The 23402-nt window shown below is 54.4% G+C and carries 19 protein-coding genes; 13 read left to right on the forward strand and 6 right to left on the reverse strand.

What is annotated here, in order from left to right; translation table 11 throughout:
* Positions 1 to 8 precede the first annotated feature (8 nt).
* The 6 genes from FF011L_RS15690 (at position 9) to FF011L_RS15715 (ending at position 3174) form a co-directional block, all read left to right on the forward strand.
* Positions 9 to 854: a YciI family protein gene (locus tag FF011L_RS15690; RefSeq protein ID WP_145352584.1), complete on the forward strand. Its 846-nt coding sequence runs from the start codon at positions 9 to 11 to the stop codon at positions 852 to 854.
* Positions 855 to 1045: 191 nt separating this feature from the next.
* Positions 1046 to 1486, forward strand: a complete 441-nt coding sequence (locus FF011L_RS15695) for a four helix bundle protein (protein WP_246109440.1) — start codon at positions 1046 to 1048, stop codon at positions 1484 to 1486.
* A gap of 57 nt (positions 1487 to 1543) precedes the next feature.
* The gene (locus FF011L_RS15700) at positions 1544 to 1936 is read left to right on the forward strand and encodes a VOC family protein (RefSeq protein ID WP_145352585.1); all 393 of its coding nucleotides are present in this window, start codon (positions 1544 to 1546) and stop codon (positions 1934 to 1936) included.
* Between the two features lie 8 nt (positions 1937 to 1944).
* A complete protein-coding gene (locus FF011L_RS15705) occupies positions 1945 to 2430 on the forward strand; it encodes a VOC family protein (RefSeq protein ID WP_145352586.1) in 486 nt (161 codons plus the stop codon).
* On the forward strand, positions 2427 to 2828 hold the full coding sequence (locus FF011L_RS15710; RefSeq protein WP_145352587.1) for a DoxX family protein: 402 nt from the start codon (positions 2427 to 2429) through the stop codon (positions 2826 to 2828). The genes FF011L_RS15705 and FF011L_RS15710 overlap by 4 nt, the downstream gene beginning before the upstream one ends.
* Before the next feature lies 1 nt (position 2829).
* Complete coding sequence (locus tag FF011L_RS15715) at positions 2830 to 3174, forward strand: YciI family protein (protein WP_145352588.1); 345 nt, start codon at positions 2830 to 2832, stop codon at positions 3172 to 3174.
* 102 nt (positions 3175 to 3276) lie between these two features.
* Here FF011L_RS15715 and FF011L_RS15720 read toward each other — a convergent pair whose 3' ends face one another.
* Positions 3277 to 5151 carry a sodium:solute symporter family protein gene (locus FF011L_RS15720; RefSeq protein ID WP_145352589.1) on the reverse strand — a complete coding sequence of 625 codons (1875 nt, stop codon included), beginning with the start codon at positions 5149 to 5151 and terminating at the stop codon, positions 3277 to 3279.
* Between the two features lie 223 nt (positions 5152 to 5374).
* Between FF011L_RS15720 and FF011L_RS15725 the strand changes: the two genes are divergently transcribed.
* The 3 genes from FF011L_RS15725 (at position 5375) to FF011L_RS15735 (ending at position 9082) form a co-directional block, all read left to right on the forward strand.
* Complete coding sequence (locus FF011L_RS15725; RefSeq protein WP_145352590.1) at positions 5375 to 6754, forward strand: Gfo/Idh/MocA family protein; 1380 nt, start codon at positions 5375 to 5377, stop codon at positions 6752 to 6754.
* 109 nt (positions 6755 to 6863) lie between these two features.
* On the forward strand, positions 6864 to 7865 hold the full coding sequence (locus tag FF011L_RS15730; RefSeq protein ID WP_145352591.1) for a Gfo/Idh/MocA family protein: 1002 nt from the start codon (positions 6864 to 6866) through the stop codon (positions 7863 to 7865).
* A gap of 173 nt (positions 7866 to 8038) precedes the next feature.
* Complete coding sequence (locus tag FF011L_RS15735; RefSeq protein WP_145352592.1) at positions 8039 to 9082, forward strand: PIG-L deacetylase family protein; 1044 nt, start codon at positions 8039 to 8041, stop codon at positions 9080 to 9082.
* An 84-nt stretch (positions 9083 to 9166) separates the two neighbouring features.
* Here FF011L_RS15735 and FF011L_RS15740 read toward each other — a convergent pair whose 3' ends face one another.
* Both FF011L_RS15740 and FF011L_RS15745 read right to left on the reverse strand, forming a co-directional pair.
* Positions 9167 to 9979, reverse strand: a complete 813-nt coding sequence (locus FF011L_RS15740; RefSeq protein ID WP_145352593.1) for a GNAT family N-acetyltransferase — start codon at positions 9977 to 9979, stop codon at positions 9167 to 9169.
* 14 nt (positions 9980 to 9993) lie between these two features.
* Positions 9994 to 11319, reverse strand: a complete 1326-nt coding sequence (locus FF011L_RS15745) for an Nramp family divalent metal transporter (protein WP_145352594.1) — start codon at positions 11317 to 11319, stop codon at positions 9994 to 9996.
* Positions 11320 to 12025: 706 nt separating this feature from the next.
* On the opposite strand from FF011L_RS15745, the gene FF011L_RS15750 reads away from it, so the two are divergent.
* Positions 12026 to 13315, forward strand: a complete 1290-nt coding sequence (locus FF011L_RS15750) for a 3-keto-disaccharide hydrolase (RefSeq protein WP_145352595.1) — start codon at positions 12026 to 12028, stop codon at positions 13313 to 13315.
* 551 nt (positions 13316 to 13866) lie between these two features.
* A complete protein-coding gene (locus FF011L_RS15755) occupies positions 13867 to 14361 on the forward strand; it encodes a hypothetical protein (protein ID WP_145352596.1) in 495 nt (164 codons plus the stop codon).
* Positions 14362 to 14712: 351 nt separating this feature from the next.
* Here FF011L_RS15755 and FF011L_RS15760 read toward each other — a convergent pair whose 3' ends face one another.
* The 3 genes from FF011L_RS15760 to FF011L_RS15770 all read right to left on the reverse strand — a co-directional run bounded on the left by FF011L_RS15760 (position 14713) and on the right by FF011L_RS15770 (position 19293).
* Complete coding sequence (locus tag FF011L_RS15760) at positions 14713 to 15978, reverse strand: hypothetical protein (RefSeq protein ID WP_145352597.1); 1266 nt, start codon at positions 15976 to 15978, stop codon at positions 14713 to 14715.
* 449 nt (positions 15979 to 16427) lie between these two features.
* The gene (locus FF011L_RS15765; protein ID WP_145352598.1) at positions 16428 to 17876 is read right to left on the reverse strand and encodes a cellulase family glycosylhydrolase; all 1449 of its coding nucleotides are present in this window, start codon (positions 17874 to 17876) and stop codon (positions 16428 to 16430) included.
* A gap of 217 nt (positions 17877 to 18093) precedes the next feature.
* Positions 18094 to 19293 (reverse strand): Gfo/Idh/MocA family protein, encoded by a 1200-nt coding sequence (locus tag FF011L_RS15770; RefSeq protein WP_145352599.1) that lies wholly within the window; start codon positions 19291 to 19293, stop codon positions 18094 to 18096.
* A gap of 244 nt (positions 19294 to 19537) precedes the next feature.
* Between FF011L_RS15770 and FF011L_RS15775 the strand changes: the two genes are divergently transcribed.
* Both FF011L_RS15775 and FF011L_RS15780 read left to right on the forward strand, forming a co-directional pair.
* Positions 19538 to 21676 carry an alpha/beta hydrolase family protein gene (locus FF011L_RS15775; RefSeq protein ID WP_145352600.1) on the forward strand — a complete coding sequence of 713 codons (2139 nt, stop codon included), beginning with the start codon at positions 19538 to 19540 and terminating at the stop codon, positions 21674 to 21676.
* Between the two features lie 166 nt (positions 21677 to 21842).
* Entirely contained in the window at positions 21843 to 23303 is a 1461-nt protein-coding gene (locus tag FF011L_RS15780; RefSeq protein WP_218932661.1) for a sulfatase-like hydrolase/transferase, read from the forward strand.
* The last annotated feature ends 99 nt before the right edge of the window (positions 23304 to 23402 follow it).

Consider the following 23402-nt stretch of genomic DNA (forward strand, 5'->3'; position numbering starts at 1 on the left):
AGACGACAATGAGAGTCATGGTTATCGTGAAAGCAACGAAAGCTTCTGAAGCGGGCGAACTGCCAAGTACCGAATTGCTGGAAGCAATGGGCAAATTTAACGAAGAATTGGTCAACGCAGGAATCATGAAATCGGGCGACGGTCTAAAGCCCAGCTCGACCGGGATGCGAGTCCGTTTCCGCGGTAACGAGCGAATCGTCACCGACGGCCCGTTCATCGAAACAGCTGAATTAATCGCTGGCTATTGGCAGTGGGAAGTCGACTCGATGGACGAAGCGCTCGAGTGGGTAAAGCGGTGCCCTAACCCGATGACGGAGGAATCCGACATCGAAATCCGACAGTTCTACGAAATGGCGGATTTTGCTGAAAACGATCCTGATGGCAACATCGCTGAACAGGAATCCCAATTGCAGACCGCAACCGCAATGCAGGAAAGCACGCTCACCCCGTACCTCTTCTTCGGTGGTCGATGTGATGAGGCCCTCGCGTTTTACAAACAATCTCTCGGCGCGAACGTCGTAATGCTGATGCGATTTAGCGAAAGCCCCGATCCCGTCCCCGAAGGAATGCTACAGGATGGATTCGAAAACAAAGTCATGCACGCGACCGTCCGAATTGGCCAACAGAACATAATGTGCTCAGATGGATGCGGTGACGCAACAAGTTTCAACGGCTTTCGTTTAACTCTATCGCAGCCGTCAACCGACGAGTGCAAGCGAGCCTTCGAAGCCCTAGCAGAGGGCGGAAACATCGATATGCCGCTGTCCAAAACGTTTTGGGCTACGCTTTATGGAATGGTAACGGATAAGTTTGGGGTCGGATGGATGGTGATGGTCCCGGAACCACAAAACTAGCTCGCTGCTTTTTGCTCGCGTCTTAATCCTAATCCTAATCCTGCCAGCACCTTACTCCGGTGCGTAATACTGTTTCTGCGAGTTCTGAATTGATGGGAGAGGGACAGGAAGGAGGTAGCGTCGCATTTGATGGAGTGGGCGAAGAGGGATTAAGATTATGATTAGGATTACGATTAAGACGGGGATTGGGATTGAGAATTTTCATCCGAGTCAATTTGAAGCGGGGATGCAGGGCAACTCTCTATTTACTGCGGGGCTTTGGGGTGATGCGGGAATTTGACCATGAGAGACTGAATGTTTACCAGCGTTCGATTTGCTTTGTTGCTTGGACATCCGAACTTCTTGATTCGATCCCAAAATCACAATCGGTTCACAACCAATTAGATCGTGCCTCGACCTCCGTCCCTCTGAACATTGCGGAAGGAAATGGAAAATACAAAGAGGCGGACCGTTGCAAATACTTCAATACCGCAAGAGGTTCTGCGCTGGAATGTGCGGCCTGCTTGGACGTTATGGTCGCGAAAGGTTTACTCGACCGTGAACTTGCAAAAACGGGGAAACAGACGCTGATCCAAATTGTCTCGATGCTGGTTGGCTTAATCCGGTCGAATTCGGCGGGGCGTACTCACTGAGTTCCCGACATCGATGCAAAGTTCTCTCAATAATTCTCAAATGAAAGAAAACGGACAATGAACAAAAAAGGGCTAGAAATGAATCCGGTTTGCTGGTTCGAGATTTACGTGCAAGACATGCCGCGTGCAACGGCTTTCTACGAAACCGTTTTGGGCGTCAGCCTAGAGCACCTTCCCGCGCCCAGCGGAGAGATCGAATTGATGGCATTCCCTATGGCGATGGACCGTCCTGGAGCGGCTGGTGCCTTAACGAAAATGGACGGAGTTAAATCGGGCGGAAACAGCACGCTCGTCTACTTTTCCTGCGAAGACTGTGCTATGGAAGCGTCCCTTGTCCAGGCCGCAGGCGGCAGCATCCAAAAACCCAAGACCGCGCTCGGTCAATACGGCTTCATGGTGTTGGCCATGGATACCGAAGGAAACCTGTTCGGACTTCACTCACAGAAATGATCTAAAAAATGCGAAATGTTATTACTCCTTGCTTGTGGTTTGTCGACAACGCTGCGGAAGCGGCAGAGTTCTACACCTCAGTCTTTCCCGATTCAAAAATCGTCCATCAAATGCTCAGCCAAGATGACTGGCCGGGCGGAAAAGCAGGGGACGTTCTGCTGGTTGAATTTGAATTGCAAGGCCAAGCATACCAAGCTCTCAACGGTGGTCCAAACGACCCATTCAACGAACGCGTGTCGCTCTCCGTCCTCTGCAAAGATCAAACGGAAGTCGACCGCTACTGGGAAGAACTCATCGCCGACGGTGGTGAGCCGATCATGTGCGGGTGGCTGAAGGACAAATACGGCGTGCGATGGCAAATTGTGCCCGAAGCGTTTTTCCGGATGGTCAAAGATACCGATCTCGAAAAGTCTCGGCGCGTGATGCAGGCGATGACTCAGTTGGTCAAGCTGGATGTCGCGAAACTCACCCAAGCCTATCAAGGAAAACAATGAACGGATCAAAGAAAGCTCGGATCACCGGTTGGGTTCTAAGCATTCTCATTTCACTATTCTTAATCGTTGCAAGCGCGTCGGGAAAGTTTACCGAATGGGAAGGAAAAGCTGAAATGTTCGAGAAAATGGGATGGAGCGAAGATGTAATGTTTAAAATCGGCATCGTCGAAGTTGCGATCGCGGTCCTCTTTTTGATACCCCGCACCGCGTTCGTCGCGGCAATCCTGCTGGCCGCATACCTAGGGGGTGCAACGGCAACCCACGTCCGTGCTGAAGAAGCGTTCTTCATCCCGATCGTTTTCGGAGTCATCGCGTGGATCGCGCTTGGATTACGTCAACCGGAAGTATTTCGACTTGCCTTTGGCAAACCCAACGCACTAACAGAGAGGAACCTTTAACATGAAATACATGTTGCTAATCTACGGATCGGAGGACTGCTGGACCGAGGACGAACGCAGGGAGTGCATGATCGAATCGATGGCGATCAGCAAGGAACTGGAGTCGCAAGGCAAACTAATCGCTTCCGCTCCACTGCACTCTGTCCAGACTGCAACCAGCGTCCGAGTCCGCAGCGACCGACAGGAAATCACCGACGGCCCTTTCGCAGAAACGACCGAGCAACTGGGCGGCTACTACATCATCGATGTCGATAATTTAGACGAAGCGATCGCCATATCAGCCAGACTTCCGCCGGCAAAAAAAGGAACCGTGGAAATCCGACCGATCTTTCCGCTACCCGAATAGGGTTGAACATTGGACCGACTTTGTGCGGCTAAAATAATCAAACGACCCTCGACGATTGCCGCACGCAAAGGGTAAACAAGTCAGGCCGACGGTAACCCGGCCTCACGTGTTCTCTTCCTGTCCGCGTGTTAAACGTTTGACCAATATGGCAACCACCACGCTTAAAACAATCGCGACCAGACCGCAAACGATCGCGGTTTGGTAATGTCCGAAAATAAGATTGCCGACTCCGGGCAAGACGGCGTAGACGATCCCTGTTGCACAAATCGCTGCAAAGATCGACAGCCCCAAGTCTCGGTCGACGATCACCGTGGGATTACGATCGGCGACCGGTTTCCAAAAGGGTCCGTCCGGCCTTACCTTCTGATAAAAACGATCAAGCGTTTCGGCATCAACGGGAGGCGTCAGCCAGGTCACGATCAACCACAACACAATCGTCATCACGGCGACTGCAAACATCTTCACCTCAGGCCCCAGGACGGGTCCATCACCGTCGGGCGTGACCATCCCCGTCACCACCGCAAGCGGCTCGACCGTGAAGAAAAAGACCAGCGAACCGAACATGGACACGATTTCCGTCCAAGCATTGATCCGCCACCAGAACCAACGCAACATGAACACCGCCCCCGTCCCTGCACCAAGTGCCAACAACAATCGCCAAGCCGCATCCACCGACTGACCAAACATCAACACCGAAGCGATTCCACCAGCAACCAATACGATCACCGACGCGTAACGTGAGGCACGGTTCAATTGCCGGTCGCTGGCATCAGGGGAAATGAAACGCTGGTAGACATCGCGCACCAAATAAGATGCCCCCCAGTTCATTTGAGTACTTAGCGTCGACATAAACGCCGCGAAGAAAGTGACCGTCAACAAACCTCGCAGCCCGGGTGGACTAAGGTCACGCATCACTCTCGGGAATCCGACGCCCGAATTAAACGCGGGGTCGGCAAGTTCCCCCTGACGTAGATCGGGATACATCGCCAGCGCGGCCAGCGCCACAATCAGCCATGGCCATGGGCGGACACAATAGTGAGCGATCTGAAACCAGAGAGTTGCCAGCAGTGAATGTCGTTCATCCTTGCAAGCGGCCATCCGCTGGACAACAAATCCACCTCCGCCCGGTTCTGCGCCGGGATACCAAGTCGCCCACCACTGCACCAACATCAGAAGCAAAAAAACATGCAACGGCAGCCATGCGTTGTCCCCTGAAAAATCAGGAATTAGATCAAACGCGGCGGATCCCCCTTCGCCAAAATTCTCGATCACTTTCGCTTCTAGTTGCGAAGCTCCACCAAAGTGCGAAATTGCCAGCCATGCAAGCGCAATGCAGCCGAACATGCCTAAACAAAACTGAAACGCATCGGCGACCGCAACGCCCCACATTCCCGACATCGTGCCGTACAACCCCACCATCGCCAGCGTCCCGAAAATGATCAGCCATGGACGGACGGAGAGCGCATGTGCGCCAAACACGGTCTGCTCCAGCGCCGAAGCCGGGACCTCATAAAAAATGGTCTCGTCCAACACCATGAACATCGCCGACGTCACCCAACCGATGATGATTGGATTGACGATCAAGGCAATGTAGATCGCACGTGAACCTCGCAGCAGGGCGGCCGGTTTTCCAGAGTAACGCAGCTCCACTAGTTCGACATCGGTCATCACGCCGCTTCGCCGCCACAGTTTGGCATAGACGAAAACCGTAATCATGCCCCCCAGTGCAAACGACCACCAAACCCAGTTCCCGGCAAGACCGTGCTGTATCGTCAAACCGGTCACCGCCAACGGCGTGTCGGCAGCAAATGTCGTAGCAACCATCGACGTCCCGGCAATCCACCACGGCAACGACCGCCCCGAAATGAAATACTCCGTGATGTCCTTACTGGCTCGGTTCCGGAACCAGAGTCCGATCCCAAGGGTGATTGCGAAATAGGCCGCGATCACCAAATAGTCAACAGCGGTCAGTATCATGGTCAGCGTGGTCGTGCAGTGGAATCGAAGTCGGACAGAAGCCGTCCATCGTAGCGAAACTGGTCCGTCGTTTTTCCATCGGAGTACTTTTTTCTAGAATATCGCTGCTGCTGTTCGATTCTTTGCGAAGGCATCCGCAACGACCGTATTAGCGGAGTACAATCTTGCCTAACAGCGATCAACAAATACCGTTCTCGATCACTACCGTTCCGTCAGAGCAACCATGAAAAAAGTCACCGCAAACTCCAACACCGACCAAAGTACTTCCCTGACACGGCGGCAGCTGCTTAAAAGCACCACTGCCGCTACGGTAGGAGTCATCGCCTGCCCTGCGTTTGTACGCAGCGCGTCCCTGGGCTCCCAGTTGCAAGTCGCATGTATTGGCGTTGGCGCAATGGGCGCCCGAACGATGAATAGTGTCGCGTCCCATCCCAAGGTTCAGATCACGGCGTTATGCGACGTCGATTCGAATAACCTGGGCGCCGCTGCGAAAAAATATCCAGAAGCCACGCAACATCGCGATTGGCGGGAAATGCTTGCCAAGCGTGCCGACAAATTTGATGCGGTCACCATCGGCACCCCCGACCACATGCATGCCGCACCAGCGGTCACCGCCATCCGAGAGAAAAAGCATGTGTACCTGCAAAAACCGATGGCAACGACACTGCACGAATGCCGCGTGATCACAACCGAAGCTGCCAAGGCTGGCGTCGTCACCCAGCTCGGTAATCAAGGCCGCTCCAGCATCCAAAGTCGCCAAACGGTCGAACTGATCCGCAACGGCGCAATCGGTAAGATCAAAGAAGTGATTCTGTGGGAAAATAAGAAACTCGGCTGGTGGCCCAAGAACACCGACATCCGTGGCGCTGGTGATCCCGTACCCAAAACATTGGACTGGGATCTTTGGTTGGGCGTGCAAACGCCACGGCCCTACTTCGCCAACACTTACCATCCACAAACTTGGCGAGCTTGGTACGGATTCGGCGTCGGTGAGATGGGCGACATGGGATGCCACCATTTCGACACCAGCTTTGACGCGTTGAAGCTAACCGCGCCGCTCCGCGTAAGACAAGTCACGCCCATCACCACCGGCCCGCTGTGGGGCAAGCGGCGAAAAGTCGAACTGGTCTTTCCGGGTAGCGACATGACCGCCGATGACACGGTTAAATTGACTTGGCATGACGGCGACCTGCGTCCCGACGCAAGCCGAATCCCATTGCCGGCGGGAGTCGACACGCTACCCGAATCAGGCACCTGCTGGATTGGTGAAACCGGCACCATTTTCAAGAACTATCGTGGTGGATCGCCTGTGGTCTTATCCGATTCCCAATCCCCTCAAAACGCAGACCTTAGCCCCATCGCGAAACAGGATCACTACCACGACTGGGTCGACGCAATCATTGAAGGGCGTGAAGCCTGCGGCGGTTTCAGCCATGGCGGCCCGCTGACCGAAGCGATTTTGGTCGGAGCAATGGCCGACCGGGTAGGAACGGACTGGCTTGACTGGGACCGTGAAAACCTCACGTTCACCAACAGCCCCGAAGCCAATGCACTTGTTTCGCGAACCTATCGTGATGGCTGGCACGTCCCTGGACTAGGCTAAGCCCGAATGTCCTATGTCTAGGCGGTCGCTTCCTCTCGGTAATGGAGCGGACGCCTTACAGACTGAGCGGCAGCGAACCACTATTGATCACAACTTACGGATACGGTTCATGAATCCCAGTTTACGAACGTTTTTATTCGTCACGTCGATTTGTTGCTTTTCACCGAACCTCTGTTTCGGTGAAGACGTTGTCGCGCCGCTGCGCGTCGGAATCATCGGCCTGGATACGTCACACTGTGTTGCGTTCACGCGTGCCTTGAATGCCCCAGACGTAAAGAGTGAATTGGCAGGTTGTCCGGTTGTGGCCGCCTATCCCAAGGGGAGTCCGGATATCGAATCGAGCGTCAGTCGGGTCCCCAAATATACCGCCGAGTTGAAAGAACTTGGAGTCGAGATTGTCGATTCGATCGATGCCCTGCTTGAGCGAGTGGACGTGGTCTTGCTGGAGACCAATGACGGGCGCCCCCATTTGCAACAAGTCTTGCCGGTATTGAAAGCCGGAAAACCGGTCTTTATCGACAAACCGGTCGCTGGATCATTGCGTGATGCCGTCGCAATCTATAACCACGCGAATCGATTAGCCGTACCCGTTTTTTCATCGTCATCGTTGCGATTTAGCAAAGAAGTGAAAGAGGTTGCCAACGGTTCCATCGGCAAGATCATTGGTTGCGATGCCTACAGCCCCTGTCCGTTAGAAGAAACGCATCCCGATTTATTTTGGTACGGTATCCATGGTGTGGAAACGCTGCTAACGGTAATGGGTCCAGGCTGTCGATCCGTAACGCGAACCAAAACAGAAGGTACCGAATTAGTAGTCGGTATTTGGGATGACGGAAGGGTCGGAACCTTCCGTGGAATCCGGGACGGTAGACGTGGCAATGGAGGAACCGCCTTCGGTGAAAAACGCATTCAAACATTCGGCCGACCCGATAAGTACGAACCACTGCTAACAGAAATCGTCCACTTCTTCCGCACAGGCAAGCCACCGGTCTCGGCAGCGGAAACGCTGGAAGTCTACGCGTTCATGGAAGCGGCCGACGAGAGTCATCGACGTGGTGGCACGGCAGTGACTCTGGATGAAGTACTGTCCATCGCAACGCCGTCTCGCTAACGCCCCACCAATTGCCTAAGCTGACATCCGTTGTTGCAGCTTCAGTCATTCGACAGTTCGTCACACGTTTTGATTTTTACGTTCGCGGGACATGTGCTGAGGGACTCCGCTATCCCTGCACGGTTCGTCGACAACATTTTTCTCAACATCCAATATCCCTAGAGAGAGAGCTCATGCGTTTCCCATTTCGTTTGAAAAGGAATACTGGAACCGACACCGGCAATACAAAAATTCACCCACGATTCGGACTTCCCAAAGCGAGATCCGCAAGCCGAAAACTTGCAGCGTTGATTGTGCCTGCAATCGTTGCGATCATGACGCTTGCTTCGTCACTGACATTCGCCGAAGACGCGCCGCAAGACGATGGCAAACTACGAATCATTGTCTTTGGTGCCCACCCAGACGATGCGGAATATCGCGCTGGCGGCTGTGGCGTAAAATGGTCACGTCTAGGACACCACGTCAAATTGGTCTCCGTCACGAACGGCGACATCGGACATTGGGAGATGTCAGGAGGTGCCCTCGCAAAACGACGCACGGAGGAAGTTCGCAAAGCCGCAGAGATCTTGGGCACGACAGCCGAGGTATTGGACATTCACGATGGCGAGTTAATGCCGACGTTAGAAAACCGTCGAACGATCACGCGTCTGGTCCGTGAATGGAAAGCCGACATCGTGATCGCCCACCGTCCATGGGACTATCACCCGGATCATCGCTATGTTGGAGTCCTTGTACAGGACGCCTCGTTTATGGTCGCGGTTCCGTTTTTCTGCCCCGATGTCCCAGCCCTGGAAAAGAACCCGGTCTTCCTGTACACCAGCGACCGGTTCCAAAAACCGTATCCGTTCATGCCCGATATCGCGGTCTCGATCGATGACGCGTTTGAAACGAAAGTCAAAGCGATTGCCGAACTGGAATCTCAGGTGTTCGACGGCGGCGCACTTGGAAACGCCAAAATTGCCGCAGAGTCCCCCCCCGCTCGCATGAAAGACCTGCGTTTAGAAAAGGTTCGCAAGGTATGGAACAATCGAGCTGGCGGCGAAGCAAACAAATATCGCGATACGCTAGTCCGTTGGTACGGGGAGGAGCAGGGCAAAGACGTGAAGTACGCCGAGGCCTTTGAAATCTGCGAATACGGCCACCAACCAACCGATGAAGAAATCAAAAGACTCTTTCCGTTCTTTGACGCCCCCACTGACGCCGAAAAGAACGACTGAGCTGGCGAATCCACGAACCGCCTTTCCAACGTCGAACCCAAAATCGACCGCTAATGATTTACTCGTTAGCGGAACAACCGACATCTAACCGGTACCGGGGTCGGAAAGGGCGAACTGAAATTGCATTGTTGGCGACACGGACGTTGCCCCGATTCGCATGCGTGTCAGATCGCGTACCGGTTGAAAACCAAAGGATTCGGCTAAGCGAACAGCCTCGGAATTGCCCGGTGGAATATCCCAAAACGTTTGACCAGATCGTTGGCTGAGCAGTTCAGCAACGATCTGCTTAGCTTCCTGTTTGTTATCTGCAATGACGGGGCCGAGATAGTTTGCAAGAAAGCCGCGACGTGCCATTCCAAAACAGTTGTTGCGCGACACCACATGGGAATCTGCGGCAAGTCGGTTCAGCCATCCACGACGGTCTGTGGAAAAAGCCGATCGATCAAGCTGCAAATTCAACGGACTCAATCGATTGGCCGGCCGTTCAGGATTCCATTGCGGCAAAATATCGCCGTCACGGGACCAGCGATGAAACGAACCGTCCGGCTGAAAACCAAGCCGTTCGTAAACCGGCTGCCCCAGCGGCGTCGCATCCAGTTTGATGCACGCCACGTCGCAGTCCCGCAGATAGCTGAGGCTGGCATTCATCAAAGCGGTCGCAATGCCACGCCTGCGAAAGCGATCATCGACCAGCATCATTCCGATCCATGCCAAGTCGGTTCCGTATCGAGTCGTCGTGACGGTCCCTACAATCTGTCCGTCGATATCCGCAACGAAACAACCGTCCGGTTCATACGCAAGAAGTCGCGACCAGTCTGTTTGCAGTTGATTCCATCCCGCATTACGGCAAAGTGCCAGCGCAGAAGGAATGTCGTTATCGGTCAGCGTTCTTATCATCGACACAGCCAGAATTACTTTGACGAACCGACAGGGACAGGCGTCGCGGCACCCGGCGAAGTTGTCTCGGCCAGCGATTCACGGTACTGCTGCACCTTCTTCGGGAGCGTGAAAAATGCGGTATTGCCGGCCATTGCCAAAAGAATAACAAGCCCGAATCCCGCAAACGCTTTCGTAACCGGACCGTTTACGTGTTTCCCCATCACATCTTTACTGCTGGCCAGCCATAGCAAAACGCCCGCCACCAATGGGGCTCCCACCACCGTGACCGCTTGGGCCGCGATGATCGTGGGAGTGCGATCGAAATCCAGCACAAGGGCCGCAAGAGCCACGAACATTCCTGTCAGCAGTCCTAACGTCGTCATGATTCGCGGCCAACGGTCTCGTGTACCACAGCCCAGCCCCAGTCCATCGGAGACGATAAAGCCGCCCGTCATCGAATTGATCAGGAACGACGAATAGGCCGCACAGAATATCCCTACACAAAAAATCACTTTTCCACTTTTACCGAACGTCGGTTCCAACGCCTCGGCAACCGCAACCGGATCGGCCAACGTGACGGGCGAACCGGTGTAGAGCCCAGCAGCGGCGGTCGACATTAGCATGATCGTGATCAGCGTCATGATGACGGCTCCCACGCGTGCGTCCACGATCCCGTTCTTTACCTGCCGCTCGTCCCAACCTTTTTGCTGAACGAGATACGCTTGATAAAAGGCACCGGAAATCACAAACGTTGTTCCAATCAACCCGAGCAGTGCGATGTCAATCGTTCCCGCCGCAGGCACAAATCCTCTCGCCATCGCCACCGGATCGGGTTGCAACGTAAACAAGTTGACGGCAAAGCTGATAAGCATCATGGCAACGAAGAACATCATCAATCGTTCCATCACGCGGTACAGATTTTTGAACAAAAACAGAAACATGATGGCGATCGCGTTAAAAGCGACAACCAATGCGGCGACCAATGGCTTGGAGTCAACAAAGGCTTCAAACGCGGCAGCGACACCAATGTTGTTACCCGACTGAAAAGCCGCAGCAATGATGAACACCATGCACCCCACCAGAATCGCCAGCGGTCGCCCCGCTTTGCGGCGAATCAAGTCTCCGGGCGAGACGTTGGATACCGCTCCCAGTTTGGCCGACATCGTCATGTAAACAAGCATGAACATGACAGACACCACGACGACCCATAGCATCGCGTAACCCTTATTCGCACCGACGGTGGAACTGGTCATGATGCTGCCCGGGCCGATCACTACGCACGCCGTGATCAGTCCCGGACCGATCCTCCGGTACCAGGCGACCGATGGGACATTGGAATGATTCGAATCTGTAGGCATTCGGGTTCTTTTTATTAGACGTCGTTCAAAGGCCGCCGCCAAGATCCACGGCAGAGAACGACCGTGTGGCGTTGATAGATTACAGAAAGAAACGGGCGACCACAAACAGGTCACTGACAAAGGCTGACCCGTTCGGGACCCGGCGTCGCGAATCGCTCGTCCGTCGAACTCACTCCGCTCATGACCGCAGGATTCCCCCTCGCGGCCAGCCAAAATGGAACCGCCTGCGGTACGACGTGCCTCCCATCGGTTCAACAGCCTTTGCCACAATCACAAATGGCGACACCATGCGTTTCAGACTGCCACCGTCCAACGCAGACCGGTGCAAGTTTTACCGTCTCGGGTTGGCGAGCCGGTCACTAACGGTTGCGTTGCCGGTCCTTCCCGCCGCAGCAGGCATGGTTGCAGCGCGGTACATTAGCGGGGCAACGGTCCACATTCCCTCGACCAACCGGTCCAGGCAATTCAACCCCTTTAGCCTAGTGACTAGTCGCGACCAGCCGTTGGCTGCTAAATTGGTAGCCGACGGTAAATGAGATCCGGACGCCAACGCGCATTCGGCAGATCAGCCCTTACCGCTTCAAAGAGCCAGCGGCGCATCGCAAAGTCGACAACCGCCTCTTGACGCCCTCCTTGCCAATCCGAGGCACTTGGAGGCCGGAAGCACCGTCCCCTACCACTACCACCACTTCTAAGAGAGACAACGATGAGAACCTTTTTTGCAGCGTTTATGCTGGTCGGACTTTTGGTCCCCAGCGGGCTGACCGCAACCGCCGCGGACGTCGAGGAGGGCTACACCTCGCTCTTCAACGGCACCGACATGACCGGCTGGGTCAAACGTGGAGGCTCCGCAGAGTACAAAGTCCAAGACGGCACGATCGTCGGGAAGTGTGTACCGAACACCCCGGGAAATACGTTCCTGTGTACCGAAAAAGACTTTGGTAACTTCATCCTTAAATTGCAGTACAAATTCATTGAAGGTGGGAATTCCGGAATCCAATTCCGCTCCGCCGCACGGCCCGAAGGAGATAAGGAGAGAGTCTTCGGTTATCAGTACGAAATCCGTCCCGGTGGCGACGCGACCGGCCGCATCTACGACGAAGGACGTCGCGGCCACAAGTTCGGTACCATTTGGTTGGATGCCTACACCCCCCAGGATCGTATCGATGCGGCTCAGGCTAGCTGCCATGAGGGTGATTGGAACGAAGTCGAAATTCAGTGCGTCGGACCATCCATCAAAACTTGGCTGAACGGCAAACTAGTCGTCGACATGTTCGACAGCTTCTCGATGAAAGGTTTCATCGGATTGCAGATTCACTCCGGCAAATCGGGCTCCGTTGCCTGGAAGAATATTCGCATCAAGGATCTGGGCGAGAGCCAGTGGGAACCATTCTTCGTCAAAGGCGATGATGGCGCGTACCAACTTGCGGACGCCAAGTTCGTGCTCCCAGAAGAATGGTCGTTCACCAAGGATGGCGTTCTGCACGGCGTCCATTCCAAGAGCCAAGGCAAAGACGGACTTGTCATTTCCAACAAGAATTATGACAACTTCATCGCTCGCGTCACGTACCGGATGCACGGTGGCAACAGCGCCTTGTATTTCCGTGCCGAAGAAACAAGCGCCCCATGGGTCCTTCGCGGATTCCAAAATGAAATCGCCAACAACGGCAAAGATTCCGCTCTCTGGCACACAGCCGGCATTATCGACGGCAAAACGATTCCTGGTCGTGGCTGGGTCGCTACGAACGATGAATTCATCGAAAAGGTCCGCAATAAAGACGACCAGTGGAACACGACCTGCACCGCCGCGTTCGGCGACCGTTTGGTCCAGACGCTGAACGGATTCTGCACTTCGGATTTCATCGACGAAGCGTCTGAAAAGACGGGCAAGCTAGGCCTGCAAATGCACGGTGGTACCGACTGCGAAATGTACTTCAAAGACTTCGAAGTCATGCCCATCACCGAAGACATGAAGAAGTTGATCGAACGGAAATAATCCGTCTCGTTTCCTTCGCAAACATGTTTTTGAAGTTTAGCGATAGCGGCTTGGAGCGAGAGAACTCCCATCCCTCCAAGCCGAGTCTGAGTGCAGTGCTTTTAGCCCAGCGGGCGGCAGATACGGGCGACAGACAAGATTAGGTCTGTCGCCCGCTGGGCTTTCCTTTTCGCGATCTCTACTCCGGCGACTTGCGCCGACGGCAAGTATCTGCCCCCCTCCGGGCTTAGTGTTCACTCGGCCCCATGTAGATTCGTCAGCTGCTGCAAACCCTTCACCTATAAATTTCACGTTCCGAGCGATAGGCGACACTGCTGCCACGTGCTCCCCCCCCCGGAAGAACGTTCGCGACTTTGCTTGTGACACCTTTTCGCAAGCCGCAACGATGGCAGATCGGCGACACCTGCTTTTTCCGATTTTTCGGATTTTCCGGATTATCCGGCGGCACCATGGCGGACGAGGACGGCGGACGCTCATTGAAACCGTCATACGTGAATACGAAGGATTGTCCTCAGTCACGTCCCCCCATTTCTCTGCGTGGAACCCCCTTAATGTTTTTGAACATTCACTCACACCGTTTCCTGTCACGCTCTCTTGCCATGGCGTTCACCGTCGCCTGTGGTCTTTCCCTGTCATCGGTCGCTCAGGCACAAATGGCTGTCGGTAGCACCTGTACCAATTGCGTTGGCGGCAGTGCTCAGACGGTGACTTACAGTTCGCCCGCAACGGCCCAGTACAGTCACCCGGTAACGCAGCACAGTTATCCCGCCGGTACCACTGTCAGTCACTCCTATCCGCACAGCGTCTCCTCCGGCTGCTCGAGCAATCGACGTTGCCACTCGGCATCCCGCCGATCGGTGACTCGCTATCGCCAACCAAGCAGCACCTGCGGAACCACTTATTCCAGCACACCTGTCTATTCCGCTAGCAGCTGTAGCAACGGCTCTTGCAACACGGTTAATAGCTACCCAACCAGCGGAGTGACCCATGTTTCCACTCCCGTAATGCGAACCGGTGCTAGCTGCGCAAGTGGCAATTGCCGCTAAATAGCGATCTAGAAATGCTGCGTTAATCCATTTCGCAGCGATCCAGTTGATACATCGGGGCGTGAGCATGGCTTACGCTCCGATTTTTTTTCTTAGGATGATCGAATTCTTTGCTGCTATCTCGGAAGAGCTACATCAGTAGAGCAAGAAAAAGCAAATAGCAAAAAGCACCGGTAGTAGCAGACCTTTATGTAGTCGCTTGCGTCCAGCGACAACGCGAACCGGACGATTCCGTTTTCGCTTGACTGGAAGGCAATGGAGCCATGATGGACCGACTCAATCCGAGTAATAAATACTCGCCTGCGATTCGCGCTAGCAAATAGCAAGGCGGCACTCGATTGTGTACCGGTTCTAAATCAAACCTTCGATATCGATCAAATGCAACTGGCGTCCTTGATCTTTGTAAGGCGAATCGATGCAAACCATTTTCCCATCGTTCGATAGACGTGGGTGCGTGTCGACACGCCATTCACCGGTGTATTTTGGCGGAAGGTGAAAGTGCCCGAGATCGATGCGACGTCCCGAAGAAATTTCGTAAAGATGCGGAGTCTGCATCCGCTCTTTGCCTTTCGGATAAGTGTCATTAAGGATCCACTTATTGCCAGGCAGATAGCTGAGGTGTCCGCCGCTGTCGAGCACGCCTCGACCGATTTGGCGAACATCCCCCCCTCCATCGACATCTTCAAAGAGGAAATTCCCCCAGCCATCGTAACCATCAAACTTACGAGACTGAGACAACAGGTGGTCGTTGTCGCGCCAGATGAAATGCGATGCGTAACCGTTGTCGCAAACGATACGCACATCGTCACCGTCCGGGGTTGCGGTAACGATTCGCGTCAACCGGGATCCACTGGGGTAACGCCAGCGGTGCAGGACAACAAACCGCGAGCCATCGGGGTTGTAGAGAAGGTGATTGAAATAGTGTTTGATGCCAAATTGTTCGTTCGGAATGGCCCCAGTACGGGCCACGTCCGCAATCGAAAGAATGGTTTTCACGTCGCCGGTGGTTAGGTCGATACGGACGATTCCGGAATCGATCGGAGCCAAGTCATCGGCATTGGGGTCGGGAAGACCGACATAGCCGTAGCCAGGTCGTACGTCGTTGATACGGGCAAAATCGGCGCCAAGAGCTTCCTTTCCATTGGGGCTGACGGTGTAAATCGCGTGCGGAATGATCCGTGTTTTCCGCGTGTGAACATCCATAACCCGGGCCACATACCGGTCTTCGACCCGGTCATTCCAAATGATTTCGGAATCGGAACCGGGCAACCACTGCAACATGCAGCCTTGCTGCCAACCCCAAGCCTTACTTTCCCCTAGTTCGATCCAACGGTCATCATCTTGAAGATCGACCATCCCAATCTTGATCGTGTCGTCGGCGGTCGGCGAACGATGCTCAAAATCGACCTGCATCCCCAACACGTAGCGATTGGTCGGGTCAAATTGAAGTTTGTCGTAATAGCCAAACCAATGGTGCTTCGGTCCCCGCGTAATCGTGCGAACGGGAATCGAAGGTGCGGCGGCGTCCGCAGCCCAAGAGGAGCTTCCATAGGCCGCGAGGGCAAGGGCCGATTGGCTGGCGATGAATTGACGGCGATTGATGGAGGGTTTGTTCATATCAAGGTGGGGAGCGAAGATCGGAAGAAATCAGAAGCCTTAAACATTAAGCCAACATACCACCCCTTTCAAGCGAACATCGAGGGTCCAACAGTTGCTTGCGGGTGCTACATCTTAGCAGCTCTTACTGCACTGCGTTTTCGATTTCGGTTTCGGTTTTGTTTCCCAAAGCCCTCGTTCCAAGGAACAGTAACGATGATTCAAACTTCTGAACACGACCGGCGATGGAGACCGGTCCCACGTGCACGGTTCAGACCATCATTCCCCGGATGCTGTCACTGAAATTTCAGTCACGCAACCGCCAGTGTATTAGCGGGAACAACGCGATTGTGTCGCTACAAGCATTGGCCTGTTTTACTCAAAGCGTCCGGTATTGGACGGCTCTCTGAGTTCGCAGATGCCAGATAGCTGGCGACAGAATTAGAAACCTTCGGAAAAACAGATCACGGCTAATTTTGCCTTAGCAGCCGTAGTGCGATGTCGTTGGAGAACTTCGGCGATTTGAATTCTCTGTCACCACCTTTGTGCTGAAACGATTCCTGGTTCGCGACCTTTCCAGATTTTGTGTCCAGCCATTCTGCCTGCCATTTTCCCGCAGGCAGGTTAATCGTCGCTACGGCTTCGATGTCGTCCGCAAGAAGCGATGGGAGATCCTTGGATTTTCTGGGAAGCGGGACGTGAAAATACATAGCGTACGCTTTGCCCGTTTCCGCAAGCGTGTAGGTCGTGAGCTTCGGCTGAAGAGCGCGCACGACCGATTGATCCGGCTTCATGCGGGTGAAATCAAAGCCATCAAGAAAACGTTTGAGAATTCCCAGCTGTTGCCGCAGCTCAACGCTGCCGCCGCCGGGCGACTTGTAGTCTCGAAGAGTGCCAGCGGGATGTTTCGCGGTAAAGGAGTAATCAAGGTTGTTGTACAACGCTCCACCAGCCAGGAGAAAATCCCACGCTTCCGTGCGATACAACACGTCAGCGGAACCTCGGAAACCGGTTTCGTTTTCACCGATCACTTTGTTCAGACCATAGTTCATCGCGACCGTATCGGGTGGTACGCAGTAGTGAAAATTGAAGATCGAAACGGCCGGATGAGGCTGTTCAATTTTCTTGCGACCGTTGGCGATGTTCAGGGAAATCAAATGACGGTGCGAGAATTTTTTCTCCGCTTCAACAATTTCGTCAACGATGCGATGCTGCCATTCCATTCCGAAGCCACCGATATACGGTTCGTTGCAGACTTCGTAGTACAGATTGTCGAACTCTTTCAGTTCCTGCACAATTTTTCGGGTGGTCGCGATCTGAATGTCCAGCAGGTCACGGTGTTTCAGCGTGTAGACTTCTTCTCTTGCCACCGCTCCGATGCCGTTAACGTTGTTGGCGGCATTCATCGGGCAAATCTCCCACAGCTTATCGTTGTACATCGGGCAAAACAGAGTCAGTTCCACCACGATGCCGCGATCACTCGCCTGCTGCAACAAATCCTTCGCTCGTTCAAACCAGGCCGAATCCCATTTGGTCAAATCGAACTTAGGACCACCCCCAGCGTAACCCGGTTCACCGCTTCGCGCCCACGGACTGAGATAACGTCCCGGCTTCGGAGCGAGAGGGTTATCGGTAATCCCAAACGCATAAGCGTTCTCACGATAGGTGCCCGCGAAAACTCGCGTATGGTTCAGACCATGCGCCTTCAGTTCATCAAAGTACTTCACGTAGTCAAAGTCTTGATTCAGCAAAGCTCCATAGTGTTCCCCCGACGTCACCAGAATGGTCGGCTTTCCACGCCACTGGAAGTAATGCGGGTTGTCGGGATGCAATGAAATCGGAGCTTTGCCAGACTCCGCAGAAACCGCGCTCGACGCCAGACAAAATGTCAGACTCGACAAGAGAATAATTCGCAACATCATGTTCAGCCTTAAAACTCTGAATGAAGTTAAATCGATGACGGCATTCTACAAGAATTAGAAGTCGCTTCGCCAGCGTCGGTCCGGAGCCGTGGAGTTGGCATCTTCTGGGCGGGGGTTTGTTAGCGGATCGGCACGAGCCGACCGGCAATACTTGGGGTGTCTGTGGCCGCGACCGGACGGCTTGCGCCGTTCCGCTAAGAATGTTTAGCGCGCCCTAAATTTTGTACTGCGGTATCTTCAACGTCTCGCCATCTTTCAACGCCGACTGATGCGCTACGATTCCGGCGACCGTTAGATTCAGCGACTGAGCGATATCGACCACTGGCTTGCGGTCTTCGAGGATCGCGTTGACGAACTCGTGCGTTAATTGTCCGTGGGAACCGTCGTGGCCTCCGGGTCGAACGCCGGGTGGCAGAATAGGCCGAGTCACAGCGGGCAGATTTTTTTCATGCCCGTTGTATTCGCCGTAGTAAGTCCCCTTCGTCCCTCGAATACGGCCCTTGACACCGCTTACGCCGGGCGTGTCCCAGCTGACCGCCATCCGCGCCATGCCTCCTTCGCTGGTGCGGAACAACGCGATCTCGGTGCCGAACGGATTCTTGTATGCATTGTTGGCCGGTTGCAGCAATTCTTTCGCGCTGGGCGTCCCCAGGCAGGTGACCTCCGTGAAACTGCCACCGGTAACGCCCGTGTGATACGCGTTTGAATGCGTCCCATACCACTGCGGCGGCATCCCGATTCGCCAGCCCTTGTACGAATCGATCAGCTCGACCGAGTCGTGATAATATTCTCCCTCGGAGTAGAGCAGCTTGCCCAATCCGCCTGCCTGATAGATCGCACGCATCGCGTACAGATCTTCGTGAAAATACGAAGTTTCGAACATCATGTATTTGCGGTCCGAGGATTTTACAACTTCAAATAATTCCTCGGCGTCTTCCAGCGATCCATACACGGCCGGCACCGCGGTCGCCACGTGCTTACCATGTCGCAATACCTCCATGCAATGCCGGGCGTGACTAGGCGCGTCGGTGGCAACGAAGATCGCTTCGATGCTGTCGTCCTTCACCATTTCTTCTAACGACGGATATGTCTTCTCGCAGCGACATATCTTGGCCAACTGAGCACAGCGCGCAGGAAACAGATCGCTGACTGCCACGACTTCAACATTCGGGTGATCCTGAAAGCTGAACGACGCACCGAAGCGACAGACGCCATACCCAACGATGCCGACACGAATCTTGCGGTCCGAAACGGGCTGCCAAGCTTTCGAAGCGTTCGGGTCAATCGGCGCTTCCTCGAAGCCCTCGATCGTCTTTCCTTTTTCCTGGGCGTACGCCGCACCCTGTGCACCGACCGCAGCCGCACCAAGACTTACCGCCTGTAAAAAAGAACGTCGCGAGGTGGAATGGTTCATCAAGAAGACTCCATAGCTGAGAATTTTAGTAATAGGTGCCCTATTTCCAATTTGCTGGCGACCGCAGAAATGGATTGTAGCGAAAACATCCGGCCCCGCCTGGAAAAGATTGCATTGCAGGTTGAGCCAACGTAGGCTGAAACGCGATTCGTCGGTTGCCCGAAAGAAACAAGCGGAAAGAACCGCAGCGTGGCTCCGGCACCGGTTTCCGCAAACGGCATTCAATGGTCGGGAATATACAACCATGAAATATTTCATCGCGTTATTTGTCCTTCTGAGCGTCACCATGACGACTTCCGCCGAGGACGTCCGCCACCAGCCGTTAAAGGATCTGGATGGCTATTTCCCATTTAGTCCCCCTGCCACGATCGACCAATGGGAACCACGCAAGGAATACGTGCGGCGGCAGATCCTCGTAGCGACCGGTCTTTGGCCGATGCCGACCAAAACACCACTGAATGCGGTGCTCCACGGCAAGATCGAAGGAGACGGATACTCCGTCGAAAAGGTCTATTTCGAAAGCGCCCCCGGTTTCTTCGTCACGGGCAATTTGTACCGTCCAACCAATATCAAGGGCAGGGTGCCCGGCGTCATGCTCGCCCATGGCCATCGCAAGGATGCACGTTTGCAACAAACACCCGAGCCCAAGCTGCGAGGCCAGATCGCCGACGGTGCCGAGCGATTTGAAGACGCAGGACGCAGCACGTACCAGTCGCTATGTCGCCAACTGGCCAAGATGGGCTGCGTGGTTTGGCAGTGGGACATGCTGGGCGATTCCGATTCCATTCAACTGTCACGTGAGCTTGTCCATGGCTTTGCAAAGCAGCGACCGGAGATGAACACGACGAAGGATTGGGGGCTGTTCAGTCCGCAGGCCGAATCGCATTGCCAAAGTGTGATGGGGCTGCAAACGCTGAACGCCGTACGCGGGCTGGACTTTTTGCTCAGTCTGCCGGAGGTCGATCCGCAGCGTGTCGCCGTCACCGGTGCAAGTGGCGGCGGAACTCAAACGATGATTTTGGCGGCGATCGACGACCGCATCAAACTTTCATTTCCCGTCGTCATGGTCAGCACCGCGATGCAGGGTGGTTGCACATGCGAGAACGCAAGCCTGCTACGCGTCAATACGGGCAATGTCGAATTCGCTGCCCTGGCGGCCCCCATGCCGCAAGGGATGAACACCGCAAACGACTGGACTAAGGAGATGGCTACGAAAGGCTTCCCCGATCTACAGCAGTTGTACGCCACCTACGGAAAGCCGGATAACGTTTTTCTCGAACGAGGCGAACACTTTCCACACAATTACAATGCGGTGACTCGCTCGGCGTTCTACACGTTCCTCAACAAACATTTCAAGCTGGGTGCCAAGGCCCCCGTGATCGAGACCGATTTCGATCCCCTTCCCGCCGAACAGTTGACCGTCTGGAACGCTAAGCATCCCGCCCCCAAAGCCGCCGACCCCGATTTCGAACGCAAATTGCTGAACGGGATTACCGAAGATGCTCAGCAACAACTCACCGCTGCCGCAGCGACGCCCGAAGGGCTGCGAGACGTGATCCGTCCGGCGTTGGAAGTGCTGATCGGTCGCACGTACGCAAATGCAGGGGACGTGAAATGGGTCCTCACTGAACAGCAGGAACGCGATGACCATGTCAAACAATTCGGAACGCTGGTCAACAACACCTATGGCGAAAGAGTGAACGTCGTCTGGATTACGCCGAAGCAGTGGAACGGCCGCGTCGTCATCTGGCTGGATGAGGCGGGTAGTGGCGCCGTATGTCGAGAAGACGGCACCCTAAATGGCGCGGTACAGAAACTGGTTCAAGCGGGCGTCGCCGTGCTGGGAGCCGATCTGTTCCAACAGGGGGACCAAGTCGTCAAACAGACTCGCGTCGTGGCGAATCCTCGCGAATTTGCCGGTTACACGTTTGGCTATAACCATGCGTTGTTTGCTCAACGCACTCACGATGTGTTAAGCATCGTCCGTTTCCTGCGTCACACGGAATCAGGACCTTGCCCAAGTTCCGAACTGAAAAGTGTGGCGGTTGCCGGTTGGCATCAGACCGGCCCCATCGTTGCGGCGGCAGGCGGACTGGCGGGCGACGCGATTGACCGGAGCGCGATCGATACTCAAGGCTTTCGCTTTGGCAAAGTACTGGACTACCGCGATCCGATGTTCTTGCCGGGCGGCGCAAAATACCTGGACCTGCCCGGCATGCTCGCCCTGAACGCTCCACGCCCGCTCTGGCTTGCCGGCGAAGGTTCACATCCTGCAGCTGTATCCACCGCGTATAAGCTGGCTCCCCAAGCCGATGGTCTGGTAACTTTCACCGGCGATGCCGAAGAACAGACAGCTTCCGCTAGCGAGTGGTTACAAAAATAGCTGACGGCATCAAGCAGAAAACGGCTTTGCCGTCTTCGTAAACTTTACGGACGACCGCCCTCCAGCGAATCACACCATGCGAAACCTGCTAACCATCGAACGGATTTTTAGCGTCGCCTTTCGCTCCAGGAACAAATCTAAAAACGCAATTTTCACGGAGCGACAGGTGCCACCAACTTTCGTCTCGATGCTGCGATTCACTGTGGTCCTGTTCGTGATCGGTGCGTCGCCAATCATCGGCAGTACGGTCGACGCAGCACAGCCAATTCCAAACGTTCTGCTAATCGTTTCCGATGACCAGCGACCGGACACGATCGCGGCCCTTGGGAATGATGTAATCCAAACTCCGAATCTGGATTCCTTGGTTCGGCGGAGCAGTCTGTTCACGCGAGCCGTTTGCGCAAACCCGATCTGTACGCCTAGCCGTGGTGAAATCCTCAGCGGATGCAGTGGGTTCCGCACCGGTGTGCTGGATTTTGGCGGCAAACAACCACCCGGTTTTGTCTCTTTTGCGGAAACGATGCAACGTGGAGGCTATCAAACGTCGTACGTCGGCAAGTGGCACAACAAAGGCCGACCAAGCGATTACGGCTACCAAACGACCGTCGGTCTATTTTCGGGCGGTGGTGCGAAATGGATGAAACCGAACCAAGTCGATGCGCACGGTCGTCCGATGACGGGCTACACCGGCTGGATTTTTCAGTCCAGCGATGGCAAGGAAAAGTATCCAGATCGTGGAGTTGGTTTGACAAGCGACATCAGCAAAAAGTTTGCAGACGCTTCTATCAAACAAATCAAGACACCACACCAAAAGCCGTTTTTCATGCATGTGAACTTTACGGCGCCACATGATCCGCTGCTGCTGCCGCCCGGCTTCGAAAATACTTATGACCCATCGTCGATGCCATTGCCGACAAATTTTCGGACAAGCCACCCGTTTGATCACGGCAATCGTGACTCACGCGACGAATTGCTGCTGCCTTCGCCTCGAACCGAAAAAGACGTCCGCGAAGACCTGGCAGTTTATTACGCCGTCATTTCGCACCTCGATCAACAAATCGGTCGCATCTTGAAAGCACTAGACGACAGCGGCGAACGCGATAACACAATCGTGATTTTCACCAGCGATCACGGACTAGCGATGGGAAGCCACGGGCTGCGTGGTAAGCAGAACATGTACGAACACACGATGAACGTTCCGATGTTGATCAGCGGCCCTGGCATTCCCGCAAATCAACGCTTCAATGCCCAGATGTACTTACGCGACGTCTATCCCACGGTCTGCGACCTGGTGGGCATCCCGGTGCCGGACGCTCCTGCCAGTGCGGGAAAGCCGCTGCCGATTGACGGACGTAGCATGGTCCCCGTTATGAGAGGCGAACAGGACCAGATTCACGAATACGTCTTTGGATACTTCCGCAATTTCCAACGCATGATTCGTGGTGATCGTTGGAAGTTAATTCATTATCCGCAGATCGATAAGTGGCAGCTGTTTGACTTACAAAACGATCCATTTGAGTTAAAAAACGTAGCAGACGCCCCTTCCCACGCTGCGGTTCTGGAGGACCTACAGACCAAACTTCGCGACTGGCAAAATCAAGTTGGTGATCCACTCGTGTCCTCCTAAACAACCTCTTTTCACTGGCGAGTACAATGCTGTCTGTAGGCTCTCAACGGCGTGCCGCCCCCTTCCAATACAATCGCGTCCCCACCATTCAGAACCTTT

Source organism: Roseimaritima multifibrata (assembly GCF_007741495.1).
Taxonomy (GTDB): domain Bacteria; phylum Planctomycetota; class Planctomycetia; order Pirellulales; family Pirellulaceae; genus Roseimaritima; species Roseimaritima multifibrata.